Origin of the sequence: Paenibacillus sp. GXUN7292 (genome assembly GCF_050864975.1) — a bacterium.
In the GTDB taxonomy this organism is placed as follows: Bacteria; Bacillota; Bacilli; order Paenibacillales; family Paenibacillaceae; genus Pristimantibacillus.
The window spans coordinates 1-22,127 of sequence record NZ_JBOZWO010000003.1; the positions used below are offsets into that span (position 1 = coordinate 1).

Here is a 22,127-nt window from a genome sequence, read left to right on the forward strand (position 1 = left end):
AAGCTCCGCCGATTGTGTATGGTTTTTCATATACATTTGGGGTTTTTGGGGCTTTTCAGCGTATTGTGTATGAATTTTCATATACATTGAGCCGTTTGGAGGAAGCGCCGCCGATTGTGTATGGTTTTTCATATACATTTGGGGTTTTTGGGGCATTTCAGCGTATTGTGTATGAATTTTCATATACATTGAGCCGTTTGGAGGAAGCGCCGACTGGTTGTGTATGATTTTACATATACAATTGAGGTTTTTGGAACATTTCAGCGTATTGTGTATGAATTTTCATATACATTGAGCCGTTTGGAGGAAGCGCTGCCGATTGTGTATGGTTTTTCATATACATTTGGGGTTTTTGGGGCATTTCAGCGTATTGTGTATGAATTTTCATATACATTGAGCCGTTTGGAGGAAGCGCCGCCGATTATGTATGATTCTTCGTATACATATGGTTTGTATATACATAGAGCTGCTGAGCTGCGTACTGAGTTTTGTGCCGGGCTTCGTCTCTCGTATGATGGAACGTCAGATCAGTAAAAAGCCTTGCTCTCTTCAAACAGAGCAAGGCTTTATTTTCATAAAGGCGAGTGCTTTATTTCTTCTTGAACTTTTCCTTTAGAAAGGCGATGATTGCTGGTAGCACTGAAACAAAGATGATAAGCAGCAGAACGGTCGAAAAATTATTTTTGATAACGGGTATATTGCCAAAATAGTAGCCGGCGGTCGTACACAGGCCTACCCAAATAACTGCGCCAATGATGTTGTAAGCTATAAAATAGCGGTAGTTCATCCGGCTGGCCCCTGCAACAAATGGGGCAAATGTGCGGATAAAAGGCATAAAGCGGGCAATAATGATCGTTTTGCCGCCATGCTTATTGAAGAAAGCTTCTGCCTTGTCCATTTTTTCTTGATTAATAAGCTTGCCGAACCATGTATCCGGCCTGATCACCGTTCCGACCTTTTTTCCGATATGATAATTGACTGTGTCGCCAATCACGGCAGCTGCGAAAAACACCAGCATAAGAATCCCTAGATTAAAAGCTCCTTGCGCAGCAAATGCTCCGCTCGCAAACAGCAGCGAATCCCCAGGCAAGAACGGAAAAATAACGACTCCTGTTTCCACAAAAACGATTAAAAATAAAATGGCATACGACCAGTTGCCGAACATATCAATAATTTCAACAAGATGCTTGTCAATATGTATGATAAAGCTTATTAAGTTTTTTATAATTTCCATTCTGGTACCTCAATTCATTAGTAGTTATAGAACGCCTCATTATTATAGCCCATTCCAGCCTCGTAGAAAAATAATTGTAAATTATCCCTTATATCCGGCTATTTCCGTCTTTCAACTATGATATACTTAACGACATATATACGGACAAACAGATGAATTTGTTCCACTTTTTTTAAAAATTAAGAATGTAAACGTTGCGGAGTGCTGCCAGAAATGAATATAAATTTACGCTATTTTCTATTATATTATATTTTTATTTATGCCGGACATGCTATCTATTCTACTTTTGTTCCTGTCTACTTTAATGATATAGGCTTTACACCTATGCAAATCGGCACCATTCTCAGCTTCGGCCCTTTTATCGCCATGCTGGCACAGCCGTTCTGGGGAGCAATGAGCGACCGCGCACGTTCGAAAAATATGATTTTGCTGCTGTTGATCGTCGGCAGCGCCGCAGCTATGCTATTCGTTCCGCTGTCGACGGCATTTCCTTACGTTGTCGCAGTCATCTGCATATTCACTTTATTTCAAACCTCTATATTTGCTATTAGCGATACGATTACGCTTGAAGCGATCGATAAGCTTCGCACAGGCAATTTTGGGCATATCCGAATGGGCGGAACCTTTGGCTTTGCGATTATGTCGCTTGTGTTTGGATTCATTGCCGAACGACAGCTTGGCTCGATGTTTCCAATCTATGCAAGCATAATGGCGCTGTGCTTCCTGCTTGTGCTTAAATTTCCACATGTTGCTGGGCATCAGACAAAAGGAAAAGGCATGTCCATTGGAGTTATTTTAAAAAATTACAAGCTGATGCTCTACCTTGGTTTTAATTTTATTTTACAAATTACGCTAGGTTTTTATTATTCATTCTTCCCTATCTATTTCCGTGAGCTGGGCGGAGACAATGTGCTGCTCGGCTGGTCGATGGTTATTTCTTCACTTGCCGAAGTGCCTTTTCTGCTTTTTGCTGATAAAATTTTTAAACGGGTAAAAATTCATTATATTTTAATAGCTGCGGCGATTGCGACTACATTGCGTTGGATTTTGTTTTATTCGATACAGTCGCCTTTATGGGCGCTGCCTGTCCAGCTCCTGCATGGCGCGATGTTTATTGTCCTGACCGTCACGATGGCTGCCTATATTAATCGTGAGGTGCCAAAGGAGTTGAAGGCAAGCGGTCAAACGTTCAACGGCCTGCTCAATCTCGGAGTAGCGAGAATTATCGGGAGCCTTGCGGGAGGGATTGCGATTACAAGCTTTGGCCTGCGCAACGTCTTTTTATACAATGCTATTATCGCTGTCCTCTCAACTCTAATTTTCGGCTTGCTCGTATGGCGGCTTCAAAATCGTGAACGCAAGGATAAACGTCTCCGCCATCCTTAGGAAGGGCGCGTTTACAATACAAGGGCTGCCTTCATTGGTCGTATACGAACCATTGAGGCAGCCCTTGCCAATTTGTCATTCCTTATACATTTACACGATACGCTTCAAAGCTCACTTCTTGCTCATTAACGATGCTGTGGAATTGATTCATTTCTTCATTTAATCTAAGTTCAAGCCTATCATTAGCAAGCGTACGATATTCAGCTCCGTGCCCTCCGGCAAATACAGCTGGCTTCTGCCTTTGCGCAGCAGCAAATTGCTCCAGGTTTGCAATGCCTTGCTTGGCAGCTTCCTCCAAGCTGATTGCTTCGACAGCTGCTCCGTTGCTGCTGCCTTGGCTGACAATTCTCCAAGCGACGCTTCGCTCCTCTGCTGTATAGCTTTGCTGCAAATGAACCGCAATATAGACATCGCCGCACTGGCCGTACATCGCCTTCTCCTCGAACAACCAAGTTCCTTTCGGCAAGCAGCCGATTATATGATCAGCCTCATTATCTGCAATCGGATACAAAGCCAGCACCGCGCCTTTATGCATAACAATCTGTTCTATATTGCTTTGGTGTCTCCAGTCATTCGATTCCACACCGCCAAAATGAACGCCAGGATGGAAGAAGTACACGCGATTAGCTAAGCCGTCGCCACTTGCCGGCAGCGTAATGCTCCAGCGATGCTGCTCATTATCAAATTCAACAGCCCGCTCCCACATTCCACCTGCAGTGAAGCTTTTATCCATGTAAACATAACTGTGCAGCACTTCATAGTTGGAAGCTTCCGGCTTGGCTGGCACAAGCTGCTTCACTTCATGCGGATATGTGCGCTCATTTACTTTTGCTATCGCATAGACAGGCGCCTCTGCGTACAAAAATCCTGCATATTCTACTCGAGGCACATCAGCAGGGAAACTAAAGTCTCCGAATTGAACATAATCAAACAATACATTGCCGTCTGACGGCAGATCATGCGGCAAGCCTCTGGAATGCGCACCTACCCAAGCTCCCTTCCAATAGAAGACGGCCCTTGTATCCCATAAAAAATCCAGCATTTCCTTCAGCTTGCTGCGAAGCCGCTCGTCGTCCGCAATTTCATAAGCGCTTGTAAAAGCTTGCACCCAATGCCAAAACCAAGGCAAGCAGCCATACTCGGTCATGCCAACTTTTTTTATTCGCTCTAACGTAGCTTTCAAGCTTTCTGCTCCATCCTTGAGCAGCCCGCTATCGTTAAAAATAGTGCCATAAATAATTTTAGCAGCTGTATATTTAGCTTCGTGATGATGATAATAGTGCAGCGGCACACGGTAGAAGCTGCTATTACGCAAGGTTTCAAAAGCCGCTTCAAATTCTGCTCGAAGCTCAGCAGACAACTCCTGCTTATACCTTTTGTAGAAATAAACCATTAATAGTCCCATCAGCTCCGCTGGCAGCGGATTAACCTTCGCCTCAGCCGGACTCGGTTCAAGGCGCAGCGGCCAGTGTCCATAAGTATCGCTCTCATTGTGACGATCCTGCAGCCGCAGCACCTGCAGCATGACCTGCTCAGCCTCCCGCTTAGCGTGCTCCCGGTCAACCTCCAAAGCGATGCTGTGATCCAGCGCAGCTGCAAATAAATAAGAAGCGTCATAAAAGTTATTGCGAATATCGTGATGATGCCATAATCCGCTCGGAAGCTTTTCGAGCTTGCCGGCCCGATTGGCACAATAAGTTATAATTTCTTTCATTCTCGATATGTACATGTCTTCCCCACCCTCTATCGTAGTCTACCGTCGATTGTATAGGCAGCTACTAGTATTTGCAAGGTGAAAGATTATTCCCGGGATGAAAAATCACTCGCCAATCTTTTTGTTGACATAAGGAAACTTAGTGTCTACAATACAACTCAGTTGCATTGGGTAAACTTTTTTCTGCATAAAAGACAAGGAGAGGTGAATTTTAGCGATGGGCATCATCACTACCACGCCAAATAATCAAGCTAAAGAGCCAGTTCGCCTGCAACAGCTAAAAGCATGGCGGAATACAAAATTTTCATTTGTATTCCTAGCTATGTTTATTATCCTATTCGCCGCTATTCTGCTCGCCAGTTCAATCGGGCCTGTGAATATTCCTTTTCACCACACGATGGCAATACTGGCTAAACAGCTTGGGCTTACGGCGGCTGCTCCTTATTCTGAACGTGATCTGCTTATAGTATTGCAGATACGGCTGCCTCGTGTTCTTGTAGGCGGCTTAGTCGGCGCAGCACTCGGCGTTTCAGGAGCTGCGATGCAGGGGCTTTTCCGCAATCCCTTAGTTGAACCTGGTTATGTCGGTGTATCAAGCGGAGCAGCTGTCGGAGCTGTATGCGCGTTGTTTTTTGGCTGGAACGCGCTAGGCTTGTGGGCAGTGCCATTATCCGCATTTGCTGGGGCGGTTGCGGCGATTTTCCTAATTCTTGGCGTATGGCAAAGCAGCCGCTTGAAATCAATTGCAACCTTGCTGCTGCTCGGGATCGGCATTAACGCCATGCTGTCTGCACTTATCAATATTATGGTAGCAAGCTCCAACACCGAGCAGGAGCTGCGCAGCATTGTTTTTTGGCTGCAGGGCGGCTTGGAAGCACGCACATGGGAGCATGTGCAGCTCATCGCAATGCCGATTATTCTCGGCAGCCTTATTACCATTATGTACAGCCGTGATCTTAACATGATGCTGCTTGGCGATGAGCAGGCAACAAGCGCTGGCATTCCGGTTAGACGAACAAGATTCACATTGTTAATACTTACTTCACTCATGACAGGAGCAGCAGTTGCGGTAAGCGGAATAATCAGTTTTGTCGGTTTAGTGGTCCCGCATATGATACGGCTCCTTATTGGGCCAGACTATCGTTTTTTGCTGCCGATGAGCGCAATTGGCGGAGCCATTTTTCTCATATTGGCTGACTTGGTGTCGCGCATGATTTTACAGCCTGTCACTTTACAGGTAGGCGTAGTTTGCGCATGTATCGGGGCGCCTTTATTTATTGCATTAATATGGCGAGCCCGCAACGGAGGGATAACCGAATGACAATCGTTAGCGTTGAAAAGCTGCAAGTGCAAATCGATAAACGGCTCATCCTTCAGGACATTTCCTTCCAGGCAAGACGCGGGCAATTCATTGGTTTAATTGGTCCTAACGGCAGCGGTAAATCAACGTTGCTGCGCTCATTAGCAGCATTCACCGCGCATGACGAGGGCCAAATTAAGATAGCAGATCGCCATATTACAGCTTATCGCTCCCGTGAACTGGCACAAATAATCGGATATGTTCCGCAAAATACGAATATCGACTTTGATTTTTCCGTGCAGCATATCGTTCTCATGGGAAGGCATCCGTTCAAGTCGCGTTTTGCCCGAGAAAACGGGCAGGACTACGATATTGCAGAGCAGGCGATGCAGCTCACCGATACATTGCATCTAGCTGAACGGCTGGTAACAAATTTATCAGGTGGACAGCGGCAAATGGTTTTTATCGCTAAGGCGCTGACGCAGCAGCCCCGGCTTTTACTGCTGGATGAGCCGATATCGGCACTGGATATTCGCCACCAGCTGCGTGTTCTGGAGCTAATTCGCCATTTGACAGGGCAAGGCATGACCGCCATTGCCGCTTTGCATGATTTAAACTTGGCTGCCAGATATTGCGACGAATTACTGCTGCTAACCGATGGCTGCATCCTTCACCAAGGTCCTCCCTCTGACGTGCTGACGCCAACAACCATTCGTCGTGCATACCAGATAGAAGCTCATGTCGAGTTTGATTCTCAAACGGCAGCTCCGGCAATAACTGCTTTAAAAGAAGCTGGCAATCCTTTTTAATTCATGGATATATGATGTGGAGGGATAATTAATGAAAAGATTTCAATTGGTAATAAGTTTGGCAGTATGTTTTTCTTTCGTTTTAATAAGCGCCTGCGGAAGCAGCAAAATAGAAATTGATCCGACCAGCAAGCCCATTGTACAACAAAATTCCTTCCCTAAAACGATAACGGTTCAAGGGGAGGAGGTTCGTATCGAAAAACAGCCGCAACGAATCGCGGCATTGTCTCTGGATGCGGCAGAAGCTGTTTTAGATATAAGCGGCGCCAAGCATTTAGCCGTTATTCCTAAAAGCTCAACTGATCCCGCTCTTGCTTTTCAGGCAGAAGAAGCGAGCAAGGTCGAGCATAAAATAGCAAGCGCTGCCTCTCTCGATCCGGAACAGGTACTAGCCTTCCAATCAGATTTGATTATTATGACGAAGGTCCACAATGCCGAACAGGACGCAGACCAGCTTTTAAAAAAAGCAGGCATTCCGATTCTGTCACTATCAGCGTGGAACACCTTTGAACATATATGGACGAACTATGCATGGATTGGAGAAGCGATAGGCGAGGAGGATTCCGCCAAGCAGATCATTGATGAAATGAAAGCAAAAGTGGATGAAGTTCAGCAAAAGCTGGAAGGAGTTGCAAAGCCTTCGGTACTCGTCATCTCTCCGCTTGGACCGGGCACTGGACCTTATTTTATCGGCTCGTCTAATATATCCTATGAAATCGTAAAGCTGGCAGGGGCCAATCACAGTGCCGATGAGCTTGGCATTACACGGGTTACCAAAGCATCTATTGAGCAAATCATAAAAACGGATCCCGATTATATTTTGCTTATTCAATGGAAGGAAGGCGATGCAGCGGATTTGGACGAAATCACCAATACTCCTGGCTGGCAAACGCTTAAAGCCGTGAAGGGCAATAACGTTAAAATAATGACGGTCAAGCAGTTGTTTTATCCTAACCGCTATAATACGGACAGCTTACAGGAGCTGGCGAGATGGCTTCATCCTGATCGCTTCTAGCCCGGAAAGGGGGAAAAATAAGCAATGATAGGCATTGTACTTTTATCGTATGGCGCGCTTCAATCTATTGATGATTTACAGCCCTTTTACACCCATATTTTTCATGGAAGGCTGCCGTCTGATGTGATTCTGCAGGAGGCTGAGCGTAAATTTCGCCACTATCAGGTTGCCGATCCGCTTGCAGCGGTAACAGCGAGGCAAGCTTATTCATTAGAAAAAAGATTGCAGCGCAAAGCGGCACATCAGCCTATAAAGGTATACACAGCGATGAAGCATACACCGCCGTTTATTTCCGAAACGATCAGTCAAATGATCAGCGATGGGGTGACTAAAATTATAGCTTTGCCCGGATCCCCTCTCTTCTCCAGAACAGGTACTTTGTTTTATGAGCAGCAAATAAAAAAATCCATTCAAACAAGCTGCCAGGAGATACCTTTGACGCTCATTTCACGCTGGCATTTGCATGCAGGGCTTATTCAGGCATTGGCGTGGCGCCTGCAAACCGCGCTGAATTGGCTGTCACATGCTAATCGCGCTGCAGCTGCTGTTATTTTTACTGCCCATAGCCAGCCGGGCTTGCCGCATGCCAATCAAGAATATGTAACAGCATTTCATGAGCTGGCAGCGGCCATTGCCGCAAAGCTTGGACTAACTAATTGGAAAACCGCTTATCGCAGTGCAACGCCAGGACAAAAATGGCTGGAGCCTGATGTAAAGCATGTAATTAATAGCGCTATGCTTGAAGGCAGCACTGCTGTCGTCATATGCGACCTGCTTTCCATGACGGAAAACATTGAAGCGCTTTTCGATTGCCGTGTAGAAAGCGGGAAATACGCGGCCGAGCTTGGTCTTGAATTTGCAGCAGCTGAGTTTCTAAATGATTCCGATGATTATATGGATGTTCTTGAGGATATAGTTGCGCAGCATCTGAAACCATAACATAAACAATTAATACGAGCCATTAATTGACAGCGGCTCGTATTTTCATTATGCTAAACTGCGTATCAATTATGAAATGAGGATGAACGTTGAGCGCTTATTCACAGCCTATTTATACGGCAGCTTTAGTATTTATCATTATTGCATTCATGATGTTTGTTCCCTGGCTTATATATACATACCGCAAATTCGGCTTTTTGTCGGTTTCAACAACGCTGATTGCTTTTTCCTTTATCTTTTATTTTCTATCTGCTTTATTTCTGGTATTGCTGCCTTTGCCGGAATCGCGAGACACTTGCGCTCTGCTTTCCCCTGGAGCCAAATCCTACTCGCTAATGCCCTTTCAATTTGTAAAAGATACACTGAAGGATAGCGGCATTATATTATCTCAGCCGTCCACTTATATTTGGGCACTGAAGCAATCGGCTTTTCAGCAAGCCTTTTTTAACTTTTTGCTGCTAATGCCTTTCGGTATTTACTTGCGTTACTTTTTTCAAGAAAAAAAGTATTGGGCCAGAGCGCTGCTTCTTACTTTCGGGTTAACGCTATTTTATGAAATTACACAAGCTACTGGCATTTATGGCATTTACAACTGCGCATACCGCATTTTTGACGTAGACGATCTTATGCTGAACACGGCTGGGGGCATTTTTGGATTTTTCACTGCTCCAATTTTCCTGGCACTTTTCCCTTCTAGAGCAAAGGTGGCAGCCAAAGCCAATGAGCTGCTTGAGCAGGATGAAGTGAAGCCAATGGCCATTCTATTGTCCTTGCTTATAGACTTTATTGTCATACAGCTCGCTGCAACTTTGCTTCAGCTATTTACGCCAAATACAGGCTTTTCGAGCTTCATTATTCACTCGATCATACTTATTGCTATGTTTTTTGTGCTTCCTGTTCTATGGAAAGGCAACACCTTGGGGAGCTTTATTATGAAATTCAGATATGACAGTTATAACAGCAAAGCTGCAACAGCTAAAAAATTAGCTAAACGAACATTGGCTATTTATGCAGTGTACCTAGTACCGCTAATGCTTGGATTGCTGAATCAAATCGAATTTCCGATAGGCTCGCATAATTACATTCTGACCGTATGGATGCAGGTGGGAGTTGCTGCGATCTATTTTTTGGGAAGTCTTACTCTTCTCATTCATTGCATTATTGTGCTGGTAAGCAAAGGCAAGCGCCGCTTTTACTTTGACGAAGCCGCTGATATTAAACCAACGAGAAAAGGATGACCCCGTGCCACAATTTCCGTCCTGATGACGATTAACTTAAAAAAGAGCCGGTCCGCGCTATGAAGCAGACTAGCTCTTCTCCATTTCGGCCTGATACAATTACAAATCCTCTGACCTGCCAGTTCAACGATTAAAGTTGCTTCTCTAAATAGCGTCACAGAATCTATTAACCTACTCGATCGCTATTGATGCAAGGATTTCCAGCTTCTGATGTATGCAAATTTGGATACAAAAAAAGAAGCCTGCCTATGTCCCCTTCAGACATGACAAGCTCCCATTTTTTTATTCCCCAATCTAATTTGTATTCAGTTGACCTGTTTATTGTTGCCACACCGCTTCAGCAATTTCACGCACTAGCGCAATCTTTTTCCACTGCTCTTCTTCTGTAATAATATTGCCTTCCTCGGTCGAGGCAAAGCCGCACTGCGGGCTTAGGCACAAACGATCCAGATCTGCATACTGCGCTGCCTCATGAATTCGGGCAATGATCGCTGCTTTATTCTCAAGCTCGCCCGTTTTCGAAGAAATCATGCCTAGTACAACATGACGGTCCTTCAAATTCTGCAGCACTTCGAAGCTGCCAGCCCGCTCTGTATCAAATTCCAAGTAAAAAGCATCATAGTTAGCTTGACTAAAGTAAGCTTCTGCAATCGCATCATAGCTGCCTGTTGCCAAATAGGTAGACTTAAAGTTGCCTCTGCAAACATGTGTTGTTATTACAAGATCCTCTGGCAGATCTTTCGTTGCCAGCTCATTTACTTTGACGGAACGAGCAAGCGTCTCGGCCAGATTGCCGCCGCTTTCTTCAATGCGGGCACGATTTTTCGGATCACATAATATGCCCCATGTCGTATCATCCAATTGCAAACTGCGGCAGCCTGCGTTATAAAAAGCTAAAATAGCTTGATGATAAGCTTCGCCTATATCGGCAATCAACTCATCGATGGAGTCATACACAGCTAAAGTGCTTTGCAAATTGTCACCTACTCGCAGCAATTCAAATAAAAGCTGCGCAGGTGCTGGAATCGCTTGGCGCGCCACTACTTCTTCACCTGCAGCCGCCTTAAGAAACGCAAAATGCTCCAAAAATGGATGCTCGTTTGAAAACTTAATTTTGGATGATAATCTAGCTGTTTCTGCTCGAGTCACCACCCCTTTGAATACGTAGCCGCTTTCCAGCTGCACCTTATCCACGCCAGCAAAACCCCACATGAAATCAAGATGCCACCAGGACCGTCTAAACTCGCCATCGGTTACCGCTTTTAGGCCTGCTTGCTTTTGCTTTGCAATCAGTTTAATAATTTCTACATCTTCAACCGCGCGAAGCTGCTCTTCTGTTATTTCATTGTTCAAATATTTCTCTCTAGCTATCTTTAACGGCTCTGGCCGTAAAAAACTGCCTACAATATCATACCGAAACGGAGTATCTGTTCGTTTACTTATCGTTGATGCACCGGACATAATTGTTCTCTCCTTTTTACACTATCCCTTTTATCTCCGACTGTTGAAAAAGAAATTTTTGCCCAAAATGAATCGGCAGCTTCCCGACATTCGTTACAATATCCAAACGTTATTTTCAACAGCCTTTATTTTTATAAATGTTAACACAAACATATCATGGTTATGCTGCTATAGCGTATGTCCGAAATGTTATATCCAGTTATAGCTTTTTGCTATACTTGCGCAAACAATAATACTATTTTTTTGAATTAGTAACTCGACTTTCGCGGATGCTCAAATCGCCTAACGGTTGCCATCGATGCTATTTCGATTATTTTAGCTCATTTAAGTATTTAACGGTTGCCACGAGCGCTATTGTCCCTTTTTTCGAGCAAAATCAGTGCTTTTTGGGAAATTATGCGCAATAACAACCGTTAGAAAATTCAAGCTGTCATTTTTGCCCGAATAGCGTTTGTGGCACCCCTTAGAAGCATCATTGCTCGGTTTTTGTAAAGTGTTAGCCATTTTTTATAACAACAAAAAACCGCCTTCTTTTTGAAAGGCGGTTCATCCTATTTAGTTAATGCCAGGCTGCAGTGGCCCTGCCAATTCTTCAAGGAAAAACAACTTGCCTGGCAATGTAGGCATAAAGCTCGATGGGATCCAGCGGCTAGGCCCGTGCCGGAGCGTCGTCCACAAGGACAGTCCTTGCCACTGCATGCCTCTGCTTAACGCCCCATCGCAGCCGCCGATGATGCGATCCGACTGAAGGAACAGCCCCGGACCAATCGTATTGGCGCGGCAAGGTACTAATGTAGTGCGGCTCTTGAAGCTCGTTATTGCATTTTGCTCGATGGTAAGCGGATGCAGCTGAGCGCCGATGCGATGAGTCGCCTGCTTCCATTCCTGATCGCTGCTGAATTCGCCGCCATACTGCGGCTCCCAAAATGCAATATGCATAACGCGGCCAATGCCGAATATCGTAACGAGCTCAGCACCTTCTGCCTTCAGTGCAGCAATTTTCTCCGCATAAGTCGGCAGCTGCTCCAAGGTTGCGAAATGTCTTTGCTCGACTGGAACAGTAAGGTCGCCAAGCGGACCATAAAACGCCTGCTCCATCGCATATTGGAAGGAGCCTGTATGCTCAGGCGGCAATGTGTTCCCCTCTCCGTCGCTCCATTCATCCATGTTGAAGCCATATACATGCGAGCAGCTGATTTGCCATTCTTTCAGGAAAAATACAGCCCATTCATACATGCCCATTGGCCCGGCCGGTAAAATAAGCGCTGTTTTGCGGCCTTCCTCGCGATTTTTCTTAATTTGCATCGCAATTTCATGGCCCATCCGTACATTCAGCTCCTGCACATTATTGCAGGAGATGGGGTTAAAATCCGCATGCCAAAACGATTGCCGCTCCGTAATTGCTTCCGGAGGATGCGAGCAGCAGCGGTCAATCGCTTCCATATCCCAGCCTGCCGGATAAAAGCCCTCAAGCAATGAGCCTTGTACTGTATTAACAAAATTCATTCTCAATCGCTCCCTTAACTAGAATTTGGAAGGTGACGATTAATTGTGGATACGGCAACAAGCAATCGAAAGAATGCTACTACGATCAAGTTTGGGATTCCGACCGCTGTTGTAGTCCAATTGATTTAATTAAACCCTTTAAAAGATAAAATTGGCCTACAAAGGCGGACGCTGCCGCTTCTCCATTTCCCAATCTTGCTCTTCGTTCCCCTTTCTTATTGCTTATCAATCGTTGCCCGCAATTAATCGACACCCTCATTTGATTTTTTATATCGATTGCTTGCTCTTATGGCAATAAACGCACTGTCGTCAATCTCGGCCATGCCTGGCACTGTGTAAAGCCCTCCGCATACGGCTTGCCGCATTGCAAGCCTCTAAACTTGGATACGGTTCGCACAAAATCCAAAAAATCAATGCCGTCATGCTCGTACAGCCATTTTATTTGACTTTGATGACAATCATTCATTTGTATTTTCAATTCAATATAATCGGAAATATCCACATATTCCGTCGGCAGAAAGCCGACTCCCGCCAATGTGTCCATATAATAGATAGGTGCTACTTTATGATGTTCAGCTAATCCTGAAGCTTCATCATAATAAGGTACCGTTGCGGCAAAGCTAGCATCGAACACCGCCCTCGATACTTCCATATGATCCTTCATATAATCTTCCGGCGGATGCGTAATCATATAGTCCGGCTTCACTCGTCTAATAACTTGAACAAGCTTTTGCACCAATTCATCGGAATCGGATTTTACCGATAAATCAGGAACATCCAAGCTGATCACTTCAGCGCCGATGAGCTTCCCCGCAGCAATAGCCTCTTGTTTTCTCATCAACCGAAGCTCTTCTGTCGGGATAACTTTATGTCCTTTATTGCCATTTGCCACATGCACCATCGTTACCTTATGACCTTCAGCAGACAGCTTTGCGAGTGTCCCGCCGCAGCCGATTTCCAAATCATCCGGATGACAGCCCACTGCCAGTACATTCATCGAATCTCCTCCTGTCATGTTACTGTTTCCCTTCATTGTAAGCGCTGCCTATGACAATTGATTTAGCAAAAAGTACATAAAAAATAGCAATTAGTCCGAAAATTTTGGCGACTTGCCTAATCTTTAAGTTAGTCAATTCCGCCGGTCGCCCAATTGAATCGAACATGGTCACACGTTCCGTTATTTGCCTAAACGGAACGACTGACCAGCTGGAAAGCAGATGATTCATAGCGGATAGCTAGACCAGAAACCAAGCAACCAAAAAAACAAGCAGCTAAATTTAGCTGCTTGTCCGCGTAATACTCATATATAATATACTTATTGCTTGACATTAATTACTTTTGTACCATGTTCAAAAGCATGTGGGCAAGAGAATGCTGCTCTTCCTTGCTGCCTGATTTCCAAAGCTCCATAAGCAGCTGTTCTTCTCTGTTGCGAGGCTCTTCATGCTTCGCCAAATAGCTGGCAACAAACTCTGTTGCTTTAGCCAAGTGTTCATCACTTAGACCCATATTTTCGCCAATTTCTACTTTAGAAGATAGAAACTGCTTGAAGTGATCAAAGTTTTGTAAAATTTGATCCTTTTCCTCTGCATCTAAGCTTGAAAGTTCTTGCTGAACACTATTGTGCAAATCCATTTTTTTATCACTCCTTAATGATTTATGGACATAGTATTGACTCGTTTTATTATTAAAACCGTGGGAATTGTTTCTAAGACAGTATGATATAATGGAGGTTGATTCTATGTCATGGAGGTTTCCCTAATATGTCGGATACAGCTTTTATTCGCACTAAGCTTTACGAACCTCTGCCAGTTAAACATATCGTTTCCTTGCATTACTTTGAATTTTCCAAAGATTTTTCTTTTGAAGGCGAAAAGCATGATTTTTGGGAATTTGTTTACGTGGATCGAGGCGAGCTTGCTGTATTCGCCGATACGGAAGGCTATTTGCTGAAGCAAGGCGATATGATTTTTCATAAGCCGAATGAATTTCACGGTGTTTGGGCAAATCACAAAATTGCACCTAATGTCATTATTATTTCGTTCGTATGCACAGCAAAGGAAATGGCGTTTTTTGAAAATAAAATTGTCAGCTTAACTGCCTATCAGCAGGAGCTGCTTGCGCAAATTATTAAAAATGGCTTCGCCGCTTTCAAGCCTCCATTTGACGATCATTTATATCATACCCTGCATCGGCGAGATGATGCTCCCATTGGAGCTGAGCAGCTAATAAAACTGCATCTTGAGCTGCTGCTGATTGACCTGCTGAGCCAAGGCGATGAGCCCACCAAAACTGTCAAACGGCAATCCAGCGCCATTAAATCCAAAAGTGAAGCGAATCTCGCCATGCAAATGTGCAGCTTTATGAAAAAGCATATATGCGACGATCTGACGCTTGAGCAAATTTATAAAACATTTCATCTCAGCAGAAGCCATGCGCTCAATTTATTCAAGGAGCAGCAAGGAATTAGCATTATGCGCTATTATCGCGAGCTCAAAATCGAACAGGCCAAGCAGCTGCTTCGATCTGAGCAATACACGATAACCGAAATTGCAAATAAGCTGAAGTACAGCAGTGTGCACAGCTTTTCTAGAGATTTTAAAGCGATTATCCATATGTCGCCCACTGAATATTTACGTACCGTCTTTGCAAAAAGCAAAGCAATCCAATAATTGATATGAAAAAGAGTGAGCTATTATAATGAATGCAACCATCAAATTAGTGTCCTGGAACGTCAATGGACTAAGAGCATGTGTCAACAAAGGCTTTATCGATTATTTCAACAAAATGCAGGCAGATTTATTCTGTCTTCAAGAAACGAAGCTTCAAAAAGGACAGATTGATTTGCAGCTAAGTGAGGAATATTACCAGTATTGGAATTATGCCGAGAAGAAAGGCTATTCAGGTACGGCCATTTTTTCAAAAATAAAACCTTTATCCGTCTGGTACGGTCTTGAGGAAGATAATGAATCCGAGGGCAGAGTTATTACATTAGAATTTGAAGGCTTTTATTTGGTAAATGTTTATACACCTAATGCGAGACGCGACTTATCCAGACTGGATGTACGACTTGAATGGGAGGACCGTTTTTTACAATATCTGATACAGCTTGATCAAAAAAAGCCAGTCCTCGTATGCGGGGACCTTAATGTTGCCCACCAGGAAATCGATCTGAAAAATGCTAAATCAAACGTTGGCAACTCTGGCTTTACTTATGAAGAACGTGAAAAAATGACACGCTTGCAGCAGCATGGCTTTATTGATACTTTTCGTTATTTCTATCCGGATACTGCCGACGCATACACTTGGTGGTCCTATATGGCAAAGGTGCGAGAGCGAAATATCGGCTGGCGCATCGACTATTTTCTAGCGTCAGACAGACTTAAGGACAAGCTTATTGACAGCAGCATCGACGCTGCGATAATGGGCAGCGATCATTGCCCGATTATTCTAGAAATGAACCGTCTCCCTTAATCCAAAATAAAAATTGACATTCAAACTTGAGCAGTTTGAATGTCAATTTTATCGTAAATCATGCTAGTTCATTATTTTAAGTTACATGCTCATTGCCGGACCGAAAAACTCATAATGAATTTTGTTATCCTGCACGCCCCACTGCTTTAAGGCTTGATACATAGCTTTCATGAATGGTACAGGGCCGCAAACATAAAATACAGACTGCTTATCAACATTTGCTTGTAAAAACTCCAAATCGATATAGCCTGCTTTATTATATTGCTGCTTCGCGATGTCATCAGCTGTCGGCTTTTCATAGCATACATAGGCGGACAAGGAATCATGGCGTTTATCGAGCTCTTTCACATATTCACCAAATGCTTGGTATTCTCCGCTAATTGCCGCGTGAACAAAGGAAACGCTACGCTCAGGCTGATTTGCAAGAGTAGTGTTAAGCATACTCATCATTGGCGTTAAGCCAACTCCTCCGCTAAGCAGGACGAGCGGCTCGCTCGATTCAGTATCCAGTACAAAATCGCCAGCTGGAGCGCTCACTTCCAATGTATCTCCTACTTTTATATATTGATGCAAATAGGTAGATACCTTGCCATTTGGCTTATCGTTTAAGCTATCCTCACGTTTAACGCTGATCCGATAATAATCCTGTCCGGGTGCATCTGACAAGCTGTATTGTCGAATATGCGTATAATCATCTCCCGGAATGTTCACCTTGACGCTGATATACTGTCCCGGAATAAAGCTTGCAATGCTTTGACCATCAACCGGCTTCAAATAAAAAGAAGTGATGACGTTGCTTTCCTCTACTTTTTTATAAACAACAAATGTTCTAAAATCAGCCCAACCGCCTTTTTGCTGCTCTGCGGCTACATACATTTCATGCTCTACCGATATAAACGCATCTGCAATAACGCCATATGCTTCAGCCCACGCATTAATAATCTCATCAGTAGCAGCATCACCAAGCACATCTTTAATTGCCATAAGCAAATGCTTGCCTACGATCGGGTAATGTTCTGCCTTAATGCCAAGACTGCGGTGCTTATGGCCGATCTGTTTGACAACAGGGATAATAGTTTCCAGTTGATCGATATTTTTAGCAGCGGCATATACAGCATTCGCAAGCGCAGTTTGTTGTCTGCCTTGCTTCTGATTGGCATGATTAAATATATTCAGCAGCTCAGGATGATTTTCGAACAATAGCTGATAAAAGCGAGTCGTTATAGCATTGCCATGAACCTCCAGTACAGGCACTGTAGATTTAATGATTGCAATTGTTTCAGAATTAAGCATGCTTGATCATCCTTTCGGTTAAAGAAGTATTATATATACATCTTTTTATCATTTGGCGTGTCATAAAGCAATATTTAAAATACTTCTTTTGAAAAATGGACACATTTACTCGCTTAAATCTCCACAATATTGTAATATTTAATGGATGCACAACCTTTCAATCCGTTTCCACAGAATGTGATATTATTAAGCAAGTACGGTATCTTGAACGCTGACCATATTCTGCACAAAAATTTATTAATTATAAGGATTATCAAAATTTCCGCTTCGAAAGTGGGTGAATTGCTGCATGCATTTAACTAATTACACAGACTATTCTTTGCGTGTATTAATTTACTTAGCGATCAAGCCTCAGGATCAATTATCTAATATCAAAGAAATTGCGGATGCCTATGACATCTCAAAAAATCACTTGATGAAGGTCATCTATCAGCTAGGTAAGTTAGAATTAGTTGAAACGATACGAGGACGCGGCGGCGGCATCCGGCTGGCTCGCTCCCCAAAGGATATCAATATCGGAAGTGTTGTAAGGCAAACCGAAGAGGGATTCGTTATGGTCGAATGCTTTGATCGAACGAAAAACAGCTGCATCCTCAGCCCTGCCTGCCGGCTTAAGTCTGTACTGAACGAAGCTTTGCGCGCCTATTTGAATGTACTAGATCAATATTCGCTTGCTGATCTCGTGCTCAATCAGGATCAGCTGCTTGAACTGATGGGCTTGCGCTCTTCTAAACTATAAAAAGATGTTTCCCTCCCAACAAAAAAAAAAGACGCAAGCAAAAGCTGATCCGCTTTTGCTTGCGTCCTTTTTGTATAATCGCTGTTGCTAGAGCTCCAATTCCAGCTTGTTCAGCAGCTCAATAACTTCATTTGATTGCTGTTGAAGCTTTACTAACGTGTTTTGAGCTTCATTATGCTGCCCCTGCTCATACTGCTCGACAGCTTCTAGAGCATATTGATGCACCATTTGATGCGGCTTCTCCAATTGCTTATAAACAGGCTGGCTTTTAATCGTTTCTGGCAGCTCGCTATAATACCACCTGCCCAGTCTGCAGGCTGTATGGGAGGATGCCCTCGTGACATCAAGCTTCGTTAAGCCGAGCAGCATATTGTATACTCTCCACTTCCATAGCAGATGGTCGGTTTTAGCGATTTTAACAATATCCTTCGCATTCATTTTTATATTAATGTTAAGGAAGGTTAGTCGGTACTTATCAATCTGCTCACTTAAATCGTAGATCATCTTTGCAGTTTCCAATGCAATTTCCTGAGAGTGTGAGCTCAGATCATGAATAATCGAATTGCGATGCGCAATATCAGCGACCGAAGATGCCTGTTCCTCTGTCATAGCCGCGATTTGAGTCGTGGACTGATTAATTTCCTTCATCGTCGCGACAATCATTTGCAGCTCTTGTCCAGCAGACTTGGCATCATTGACACCGCTTTCCATTATCGCTCTCGTACGAATCATCTTGCTATTCACTTGATCGGAGGCAGCTTTCAAAGATTCCATATTCGCTGTAATCTGAGTAATCTGCTCTCTAGTATGCTCGGAAAGCTTACGTACTTCAGCAGCGACGATTGCAAAGCCCCTGCCCTCTTCTCCTGCTCTGGCAGCTTCAATGCTCGCATTCAAAGCCAATAAATTCGTCTGATCGGAAATTTCTCTAATAATATTGACGACATCCTGTGTTTGTTCAATCTCCTTATTAAGCTGGCTGACCTGCTCAAGCACTTCTCCGTATACTTGCCCTACCTGCTCAATATTGCCCAATGCCTGTCCGATAACACGCTGGCTCAGCTCAGCAGATTCAACAGCATCCCCTGTACCGTCAGCTACTCTGGAGGAATGCTCAGCAACCTCTTGAATCGATGCGCTCATTTGCTCCGTCGCGCTAGTCACGCTAAGGCTCTCATCAAGCTGCTGTTCCATAGCAAGAATCAGCTGCTTTGTCGTATCCAGCTGTGTCATATTGTTAACCGTATCGGAGACGCTGAACAAAAATGTTTTTAACGTCTCTTCCATATAAACCTCAACGATTAGCTGCTGGTCAAATGCAGCAAGCTTCTGTACAGCCATAACGGATTGAATCATCTGATGCGGATTGCCATGCATATTCTGCATGATCAAAGTTGTCATTAATTGCAGCAAAAAGTGATGCGCGGATATAAAATGATCTGCCGTTAAGTGAATGCGGCTATGTACATGACCTACGATGACTCTTGTTTTAACATAATCCTCGTTTACTTCTGCTTGCAGAAATTGGTCCAAATATTTTTCCATCGTTTTTCTAAGGCGTTCGACCGTGGAATGATTATTAATGATAGATTTCAAATGGTCGACGTTAGTAACCGCGCCATAAAAATGATTCACGAGCTCAGAACGATGCGGAGCTAAAATTTCTGCTGCTTTTTTCACTTGCTGCAATACATTTTTATCTATCCCCATAAAATTGAGACTCGCTTTAATGCGTTCGTCAATCCCCGAAATGTCTGTTGATTTGGAATGGCTTATGTAAGAATTCCATGACTGTGGCTTTTTTCCAAATAGGCTCATGCTTTTCCGCTCCCTTATGTCCAGTCAATGCTGCAGATAAAGTTAACAACAAAGGCTTCTGGTATCTATCATTTTTCAATATATGAATTTAATATGAATTTACTCGATAGTAACATTGTACGAATTGATTCACAAGCATTTCCTGTCACATCTTGTCATTTTTCATAAAATGCTTCTTACATAAAAATAAATAGCTTCACCGGCCCTCGTTAAGGAGAAAACCTATTCCTGCTTATATGGAACAAACGATGCAACATTCATGCCTGTGCATAAATATTGCATCGCTTATAGTAAAAGCATCCATTCTATGTACAACTGGAAAACTAGTTTGCCATATCTACCAGAGACTGAGACATTGAGTTCAATTCCTCAACACTAGCGGTTACCTCTTGCGTAGCGGCCGCTTGCGACTGAATCATGAGCGTGCTTTCAGTAACCTGTTCAACTACTGTTGCCAGCGATTGATTGATAGCTTCCAAGCTGCTTTCAATATTTTTCACAGCATCTCTGCTGTGCTGGGCAAGCTTGCGAATTTCATTGGCGACTACACCAAAGCCGCGTCCTTGATCACCCGCTCTAGCTGCTTCTATAGCTGCATTGAGTCCAAGCAAGTGAGTCTGATCTGCAATCTCCACAATAAGCTGGCTTATCTCTCCCGTTTTCTTAGCATGCTCGCTCATTTGCTTCATTAGGTCGCCTGTGTTTTCTTGTGTTTTTGTCAAGGATTGCGCCTTGTCTGCAATATCGGTAACTGATACAGAAATTTGCTCCAAAGATGCTGCCAGATTAGTAGCGGCATCTATAAGCGCTTCTTTTTTAGCCGTAGACCTGCCGACGCCAAATCCTCCTATAACCTCTCCTTCAATATCAATAACCGGAATCGTTACCGCTATAAACGGAGTGCCTCGCACCTCTTTTGGCACCTCGATATATTTGGTCTCGTTATCCTGAATCGCTTCGTACATGCCATCACCGGGGATAACTGCTGCTCCGGCCTCAGTCATTTGCATAGAAGGATCAGCGTCAAAGTAAATGTATTTCTCGAGATCCGAAACCGCAATCATAACTTCCTCGTCTCTGTAAAGCTGTTTCAAGTAAGGCGCCGCTTGTATAAATGCCTCTAACTTATTCATTATTTTCCTCCTGTCGCTTTACATATTAATGGATATTATATTACATCATTCGACAACATTTGCTTGAACCCTTTATGCCGCAATAAAAAGTTTAAGCCTTCTGCACTAGGTCTAGCATAGGTGGCTGACAGCTTCCTTAATAAATGTCCGTTATTATTTTTTTTTCGCCATTTTCATCAGCTAAGGGACATTTATGTCCGATTTGGTTAATTGTGGGCATAAAGATGCCTCTATTTCAAAAAAAAGAAGCCTCCCCTTTAACGGAGATGCTCCCTTTTCCTATTCCTTATCATTTAAAGTACATTTCTGGCATATCGTTTTGGATTCTCATATGGCTGATATACCGGCAGTAGTGCTGATAATGGGCATGATACAGCTGGCCGTTTTTAGCTGGGGAATAGGTCAAATATAGCTGTCTTCTGCTCGTATTCGCTGTATTCGGTCCGCTTTGATGCGGAGCAAACGAATGGAATATAATAATATCTCCAGGTTGGGTTTCCACAATCTCCCCTTTGGACGCATCGATCTCTGCAATTTCCTCATCGTTCATATTGCGCAGCTCGCCAATTGTTGACCGGAAGCGGTCATGATAGCCAGGGAACAGCTCAAGCCCGCCGTTTTCCTCGGTAGCCCCGTCAATCGCCACCATAACCGAGATCAGTCCTTCAATCGGAAAGCCCTGCCACCATGAAGCATCCTGATGCATCGTATAACCGGACACGCCAGGCAGCTTAAATATCAGCTTATCTTTGAACAACAGCGGTTCGTCCATATAAATATCACGCAATGGAGTAAGTATCCGCTCATCCTTCTCAAGTTTTTGGAAAACACTCGATATATCCTGAACAGGGTCGATTTTCTCGATAATATTGCGGTCATTTAATTTACGGTAATTTACACGCAGGTTATTCGGATCCAAATATTCGTTTAACGTAAGCAGTCTTTCACATTCCTTCTGCCATACTGCGGCTTCCTCTGGTGAAAATACATTGCGAAGGACAAGGTATCCATTTTCCTTATAATCTTTTAGCTGGGCATCTGTTAAAAAGGTAGAGATTTTCATGTTGG

21 protein-coding genes are annotated in these 22,127 nt (G+C 43.7%); 11 read left to right on the top strand and 10 right to left on the bottom strand.

Features of this window, described 5'->3' with window-relative positions; translation table 11 throughout:
* Positions 1-227: hypothetical protein (locus ACRRU2_RS04415; protein ID WP_432500101.1), on the top strand; the 227-nt coding region annotated here is incomplete at its 5' end.
* Positions 220-534, top strand: a complete 315-nt coding sequence (locus ACRRU2_RS04420) for a hypothetical protein (RefSeq protein ID WP_432500102.1) — start codon at positions 220-222, stop codon at positions 532-534. The genes ACRRU2_RS04415 and ACRRU2_RS04420, both read left to right, overlap by 8 nt.
* A 55-nt stretch (positions 535-589) precedes the next feature.
* Here the strand turns inward: ACRRU2_RS04420 and ACRRU2_RS04425 are convergent, their stop codons facing one another.
* A complete protein-coding gene (locus tag ACRRU2_RS04425; protein WP_331699739.1) occupies positions 590-1,234 on the bottom strand; it encodes a DedA family protein in 645 nt (214 codons plus the stop codon).
* 213 nt (positions 1,235-1,447) lie between these two features.
* On the opposite strand from ACRRU2_RS04425, the gene ACRRU2_RS04430 reads away from it, so the two are divergent.
* The gene (locus ACRRU2_RS04430; RefSeq protein WP_331699740.1) at positions 1,448-2,620 is read left to right on the top strand and encodes an MFS transporter; all 1,173 of its coding nucleotides are present in this window, start codon (positions 1,448-1,450) and stop codon (positions 2,618-2,620) included.
* 82 nt (positions 2,621-2,702) lie between these two features.
* On the opposite strand, the gene ACRRU2_RS04435 is transcribed toward ACRRU2_RS04430, so the two are convergent.
* On the bottom strand, positions 2,703-4,349 hold the full coding sequence (locus ACRRU2_RS04435) for a hypothetical protein (protein WP_432500103.1): 1,647 nt from the start codon (positions 4,347-4,349) through the stop codon (positions 2,703-2,705).
* A 202-nt stretch (positions 4,350-4,551) separates the two neighbouring features.
* Between ACRRU2_RS04435 and ACRRU2_RS04440 the strand changes: the two genes are divergently transcribed.
* The 5 genes from ACRRU2_RS04440 to ACRRU2_RS04460 all read left to right on the top strand — a co-directional run bounded on the left by ACRRU2_RS04440 (position 4,552) and on the right by ACRRU2_RS04460 (position 9,635).
* A complete protein-coding gene (locus ACRRU2_RS04440) occupies positions 4,552-5,655 on the top strand; it encodes a FecCD family ABC transporter permease (RefSeq protein WP_331699742.1) in 1,104 nt (367 codons plus the stop codon).
* On the top strand, positions 5,652-6,443 hold the full coding sequence (locus ACRRU2_RS04445) for a heme ABC transporter ATP-binding protein (RefSeq protein ID WP_331699743.1): 792 nt from the start codon (positions 5,652-5,654) through the stop codon (positions 6,441-6,443). Before ACRRU2_RS04440 ends, ACRRU2_RS04445 begins: the two co-directional genes overlap by 4 nt.
* Before the next feature lie 31 nt (positions 6,444-6,474).
* A complete protein-coding gene (locus ACRRU2_RS04450; protein ID WP_432500104.1) occupies positions 6,475-7,458 on the top strand; it encodes an ABC transporter substrate-binding protein in 984 nt (327 codons plus the stop codon).
* A 24-nt stretch (positions 7,459-7,482) separates the two neighbouring features.
* The gene (hemH, locus tag ACRRU2_RS04455) at positions 7,483-8,397 is read left to right on the top strand and encodes a ferrochelatase (protein ID WP_432500105.1); all 915 of its coding nucleotides are present in this window, start codon (positions 7,483-7,485) and stop codon (positions 8,395-8,397) included.
* 89 nt (positions 8,398-8,486) lie between these two features.
* Positions 8,487-9,635: a VanZ family protein gene (locus ACRRU2_RS04460; RefSeq protein ID WP_432500106.1), complete on the top strand. Its 1,149-nt coding sequence runs from the start codon at positions 8,487-8,489 to the stop codon at positions 9,633-9,635.
* Between the two features lie 318 nt (positions 9,636-9,953).
* Here the strand turns inward: ACRRU2_RS04460 and ACRRU2_RS04465 are convergent, their stop codons facing one another.
* From ACRRU2_RS04465 to ACRRU2_RS04480, 4 genes are all read right to left on the bottom strand, one after another.
* Positions 9,954-11,099: a 5-methyltetrahydropteroyltriglutamate--homocysteine S-methyltransferase gene (locus ACRRU2_RS04465; protein WP_432500268.1), complete on the bottom strand. Its 1,146-nt coding sequence runs from the start codon at positions 11,097-11,099 to the stop codon at positions 9,954-9,956.
* A gap of 552 nt (positions 11,100-11,651) precedes the next feature.
* Positions 11,652-12,602 (bottom strand): glucosamine-6-phosphate isomerase, encoded by a 951-nt coding sequence (locus ACRRU2_RS04470; protein ID WP_432500107.1) that lies wholly within the window; start codon positions 12,600-12,602, stop codon positions 11,652-11,654.
* Positions 12,603-12,888: 286 nt separating this feature from the next.
* Entirely contained in the window at positions 12,889-13,599 is a 711-nt protein-coding gene (locus ACRRU2_RS04475; protein WP_432500109.1) for a PIG-L deacetylase family protein, read from the bottom strand.
* A gap of 335 nt (positions 13,600-13,934) precedes the next feature.
* A complete protein-coding gene (locus ACRRU2_RS04480; protein ID WP_331699752.1) occupies positions 13,935-14,237 on the bottom strand; it encodes a DUF3243 domain-containing protein in 303 nt (100 codons plus the stop codon).
* Between the two features lie 128 nt (positions 14,238-14,365).
* Between ACRRU2_RS04480 and ACRRU2_RS04485 the strand changes: the two genes are divergently transcribed.
* Together ACRRU2_RS04485 and ACRRU2_RS04490 are read left to right on the top strand one after the other, a co-directional pair.
* Positions 14,366-15,274: an AraC family transcriptional regulator gene (locus ACRRU2_RS04485; protein WP_331699753.1), complete on the top strand. Its 909-nt coding sequence runs from the start codon at positions 14,366-14,368 to the stop codon at positions 15,272-15,274.
* 40 nt (positions 15,275-15,314) lie between these two features.
* Positions 15,315-16,076, top strand: coding sequence for an exodeoxyribonuclease III (locus ACRRU2_RS04490; protein ID WP_432500270.1), 762 nt, complete (start codon positions 15,315-15,317; stop codon positions 16,074-16,076).
* Positions 16,077-16,157: 81 nt separating this feature from the next.
* On the opposite strand, the gene hmpA is transcribed toward ACRRU2_RS04490, so the two are convergent.
* Positions 16,158-17,369 carry an NO-inducible flavohemoprotein gene (gene hmpA, locus ACRRU2_RS04495; protein WP_432500110.1) on the bottom strand — a complete coding sequence of 404 codons (1,212 nt, stop codon included), beginning with the start codon at positions 17,367-17,369 and terminating at the stop codon, positions 16,158-16,160.
* Between the two features lie 289 nt (positions 17,370-17,658).
* Here hmpA and ACRRU2_RS04500 point away from each other — a divergent pair, with 289 nt between their 5' ends.
* The gene (locus ACRRU2_RS04500) at positions 17,659-18,108 is read left to right on the top strand and encodes an Rrf2 family transcriptional regulator (RefSeq protein ID WP_331699756.1); all 450 of its coding nucleotides are present in this window, start codon (positions 17,659-17,661) and stop codon (positions 18,106-18,108) included.
* An 87-nt stretch (positions 18,109-18,195) separates the two neighbouring features.
* Here ACRRU2_RS04500 and ACRRU2_RS04505 read toward each other — a convergent pair whose 3' ends face one another.
* The 3 genes from ACRRU2_RS04505 to ACRRU2_RS04515 form a co-directional block, all read right to left on the bottom strand.
* Positions 18,196-19,926, bottom strand: a complete 1,731-nt coding sequence (locus ACRRU2_RS04505) for a protoglobin domain-containing protein (protein ID WP_432500111.1) — start codon at positions 19,924-19,926, stop codon at positions 18,196-18,198.
* A 323-nt stretch (positions 19,927-20,249) separates the two neighbouring features.
* Positions 20,250-21,059: a methyl-accepting chemotaxis protein gene (locus tag ACRRU2_RS04510; RefSeq protein ID WP_432500112.1), complete on the bottom strand. Its 810-nt coding sequence runs from the start codon at positions 21,057-21,059 to the stop codon at positions 20,250-20,252.
* A gap of 289 nt (positions 21,060-21,348) precedes the next feature.
* Positions 21,349-22,122 carry a phytanoyl-CoA dioxygenase family protein gene (locus ACRRU2_RS04515; RefSeq protein ID WP_432500113.1) on the bottom strand — a complete coding sequence of 258 codons (774 nt, stop codon included), beginning with the start codon at positions 22,120-22,122 and terminating at the stop codon, positions 21,349-21,351.
* Positions 22,123-22,127 lie beyond the last annotated feature (5 nt).

Coding starts and splice junctions, on each gene's coding strand:
- ACRRU2_RS04425 (WP_331699739.1), bottom strand. CDS start 1,234: ATGGAAATTATAAAAAACTTAATAAGCTTTATCATACATATTGACAAG.
- ACRRU2_RS04430 (WP_331699740.1), top strand. CDS start 1,448: ATGAATATAAATTTACGCTATTTTCTATTATATTATATTTTTATTTAT.
- ACRRU2_RS04435 (WP_432500103.1), bottom strand. CDS start 4,349: ATGTACATATCGAGAATGAAAGAAATTATAACTTATTGTGCCAATCGG.
- ACRRU2_RS04440 (WP_331699742.1), top strand. CDS start 4,552: ATGGGCATCATCACTACCACGCCAAATAATCAAGCTAAAGAGCCAGTT.
- ACRRU2_RS04445 (WP_331699743.1), top strand. CDS start 5,652: ATGACAATCGTTAGCGTTGAAAAGCTGCAAGTGCAAATCGATAAACGG.
- ACRRU2_RS04450 (WP_432500104.1), top strand. CDS start 6,475: ATGAAAAGATTTCAATTGGTAATAAGTTTGGCAGTATGTTTTTCTTTC.
- hemH (WP_432500105.1), top strand. CDS start 7,483: ATGATAGGCATTGTACTTTTATCGTATGGCGCGCTTCAATCTATTGAT.
- ACRRU2_RS04470 (WP_432500107.1), bottom strand. CDS start 12,602: ATGAATTTTGTTAATACAGTACAAGGCTCATTGCTTGAGGGCTTTTAT.
- ACRRU2_RS04475 (WP_432500109.1), bottom strand. CDS start 13,599: ATGAATGTACTGGCAGTGGGCTGTCATCCGGATGATTTGGAAATCGGC.
- ACRRU2_RS04480 (WP_331699752.1), bottom strand. CDS start 14,237: ATGGATTTGCACAATAGTGTTCAGCAAGAACTTTCAAGCTTAGATGCA.
- ACRRU2_RS04485 (WP_331699753.1), top strand. CDS start 14,366: ATGTCGGATACAGCTTTTATTCGCACTAAGCTTTACGAACCTCTGCCA.
- hmpA (WP_432500110.1), bottom strand. CDS start 17,369: ATGCTTAATTCTGAAACAATTGCAATCATTAAATCTACAGTGCCTGTA.
- ACRRU2_RS04500 (WP_331699756.1), top strand. CDS start 17,659: ATGCATTTAACTAATTACACAGACTATTCTTTGCGTGTATTAATTTAC.
- ACRRU2_RS04505 (WP_432500111.1), bottom strand. CDS start 19,926: ATGAGCCTATTTGGAAAAAAGCCACAGTCATGGAATTCTTACATAAGC.
- ACRRU2_RS04510 (WP_432500112.1), bottom strand. CDS start 21,059: ATGAATAAGTTAGAGGCATTTATACAAGCGGCGCCTTACTTGAAACAG.
- ACRRU2_RS04515 (WP_432500113.1), bottom strand. CDS start 22,122: ATGAAAATCTCTACCTTTTTAACAGATGCCCAGCTAAAAGATTATAAG.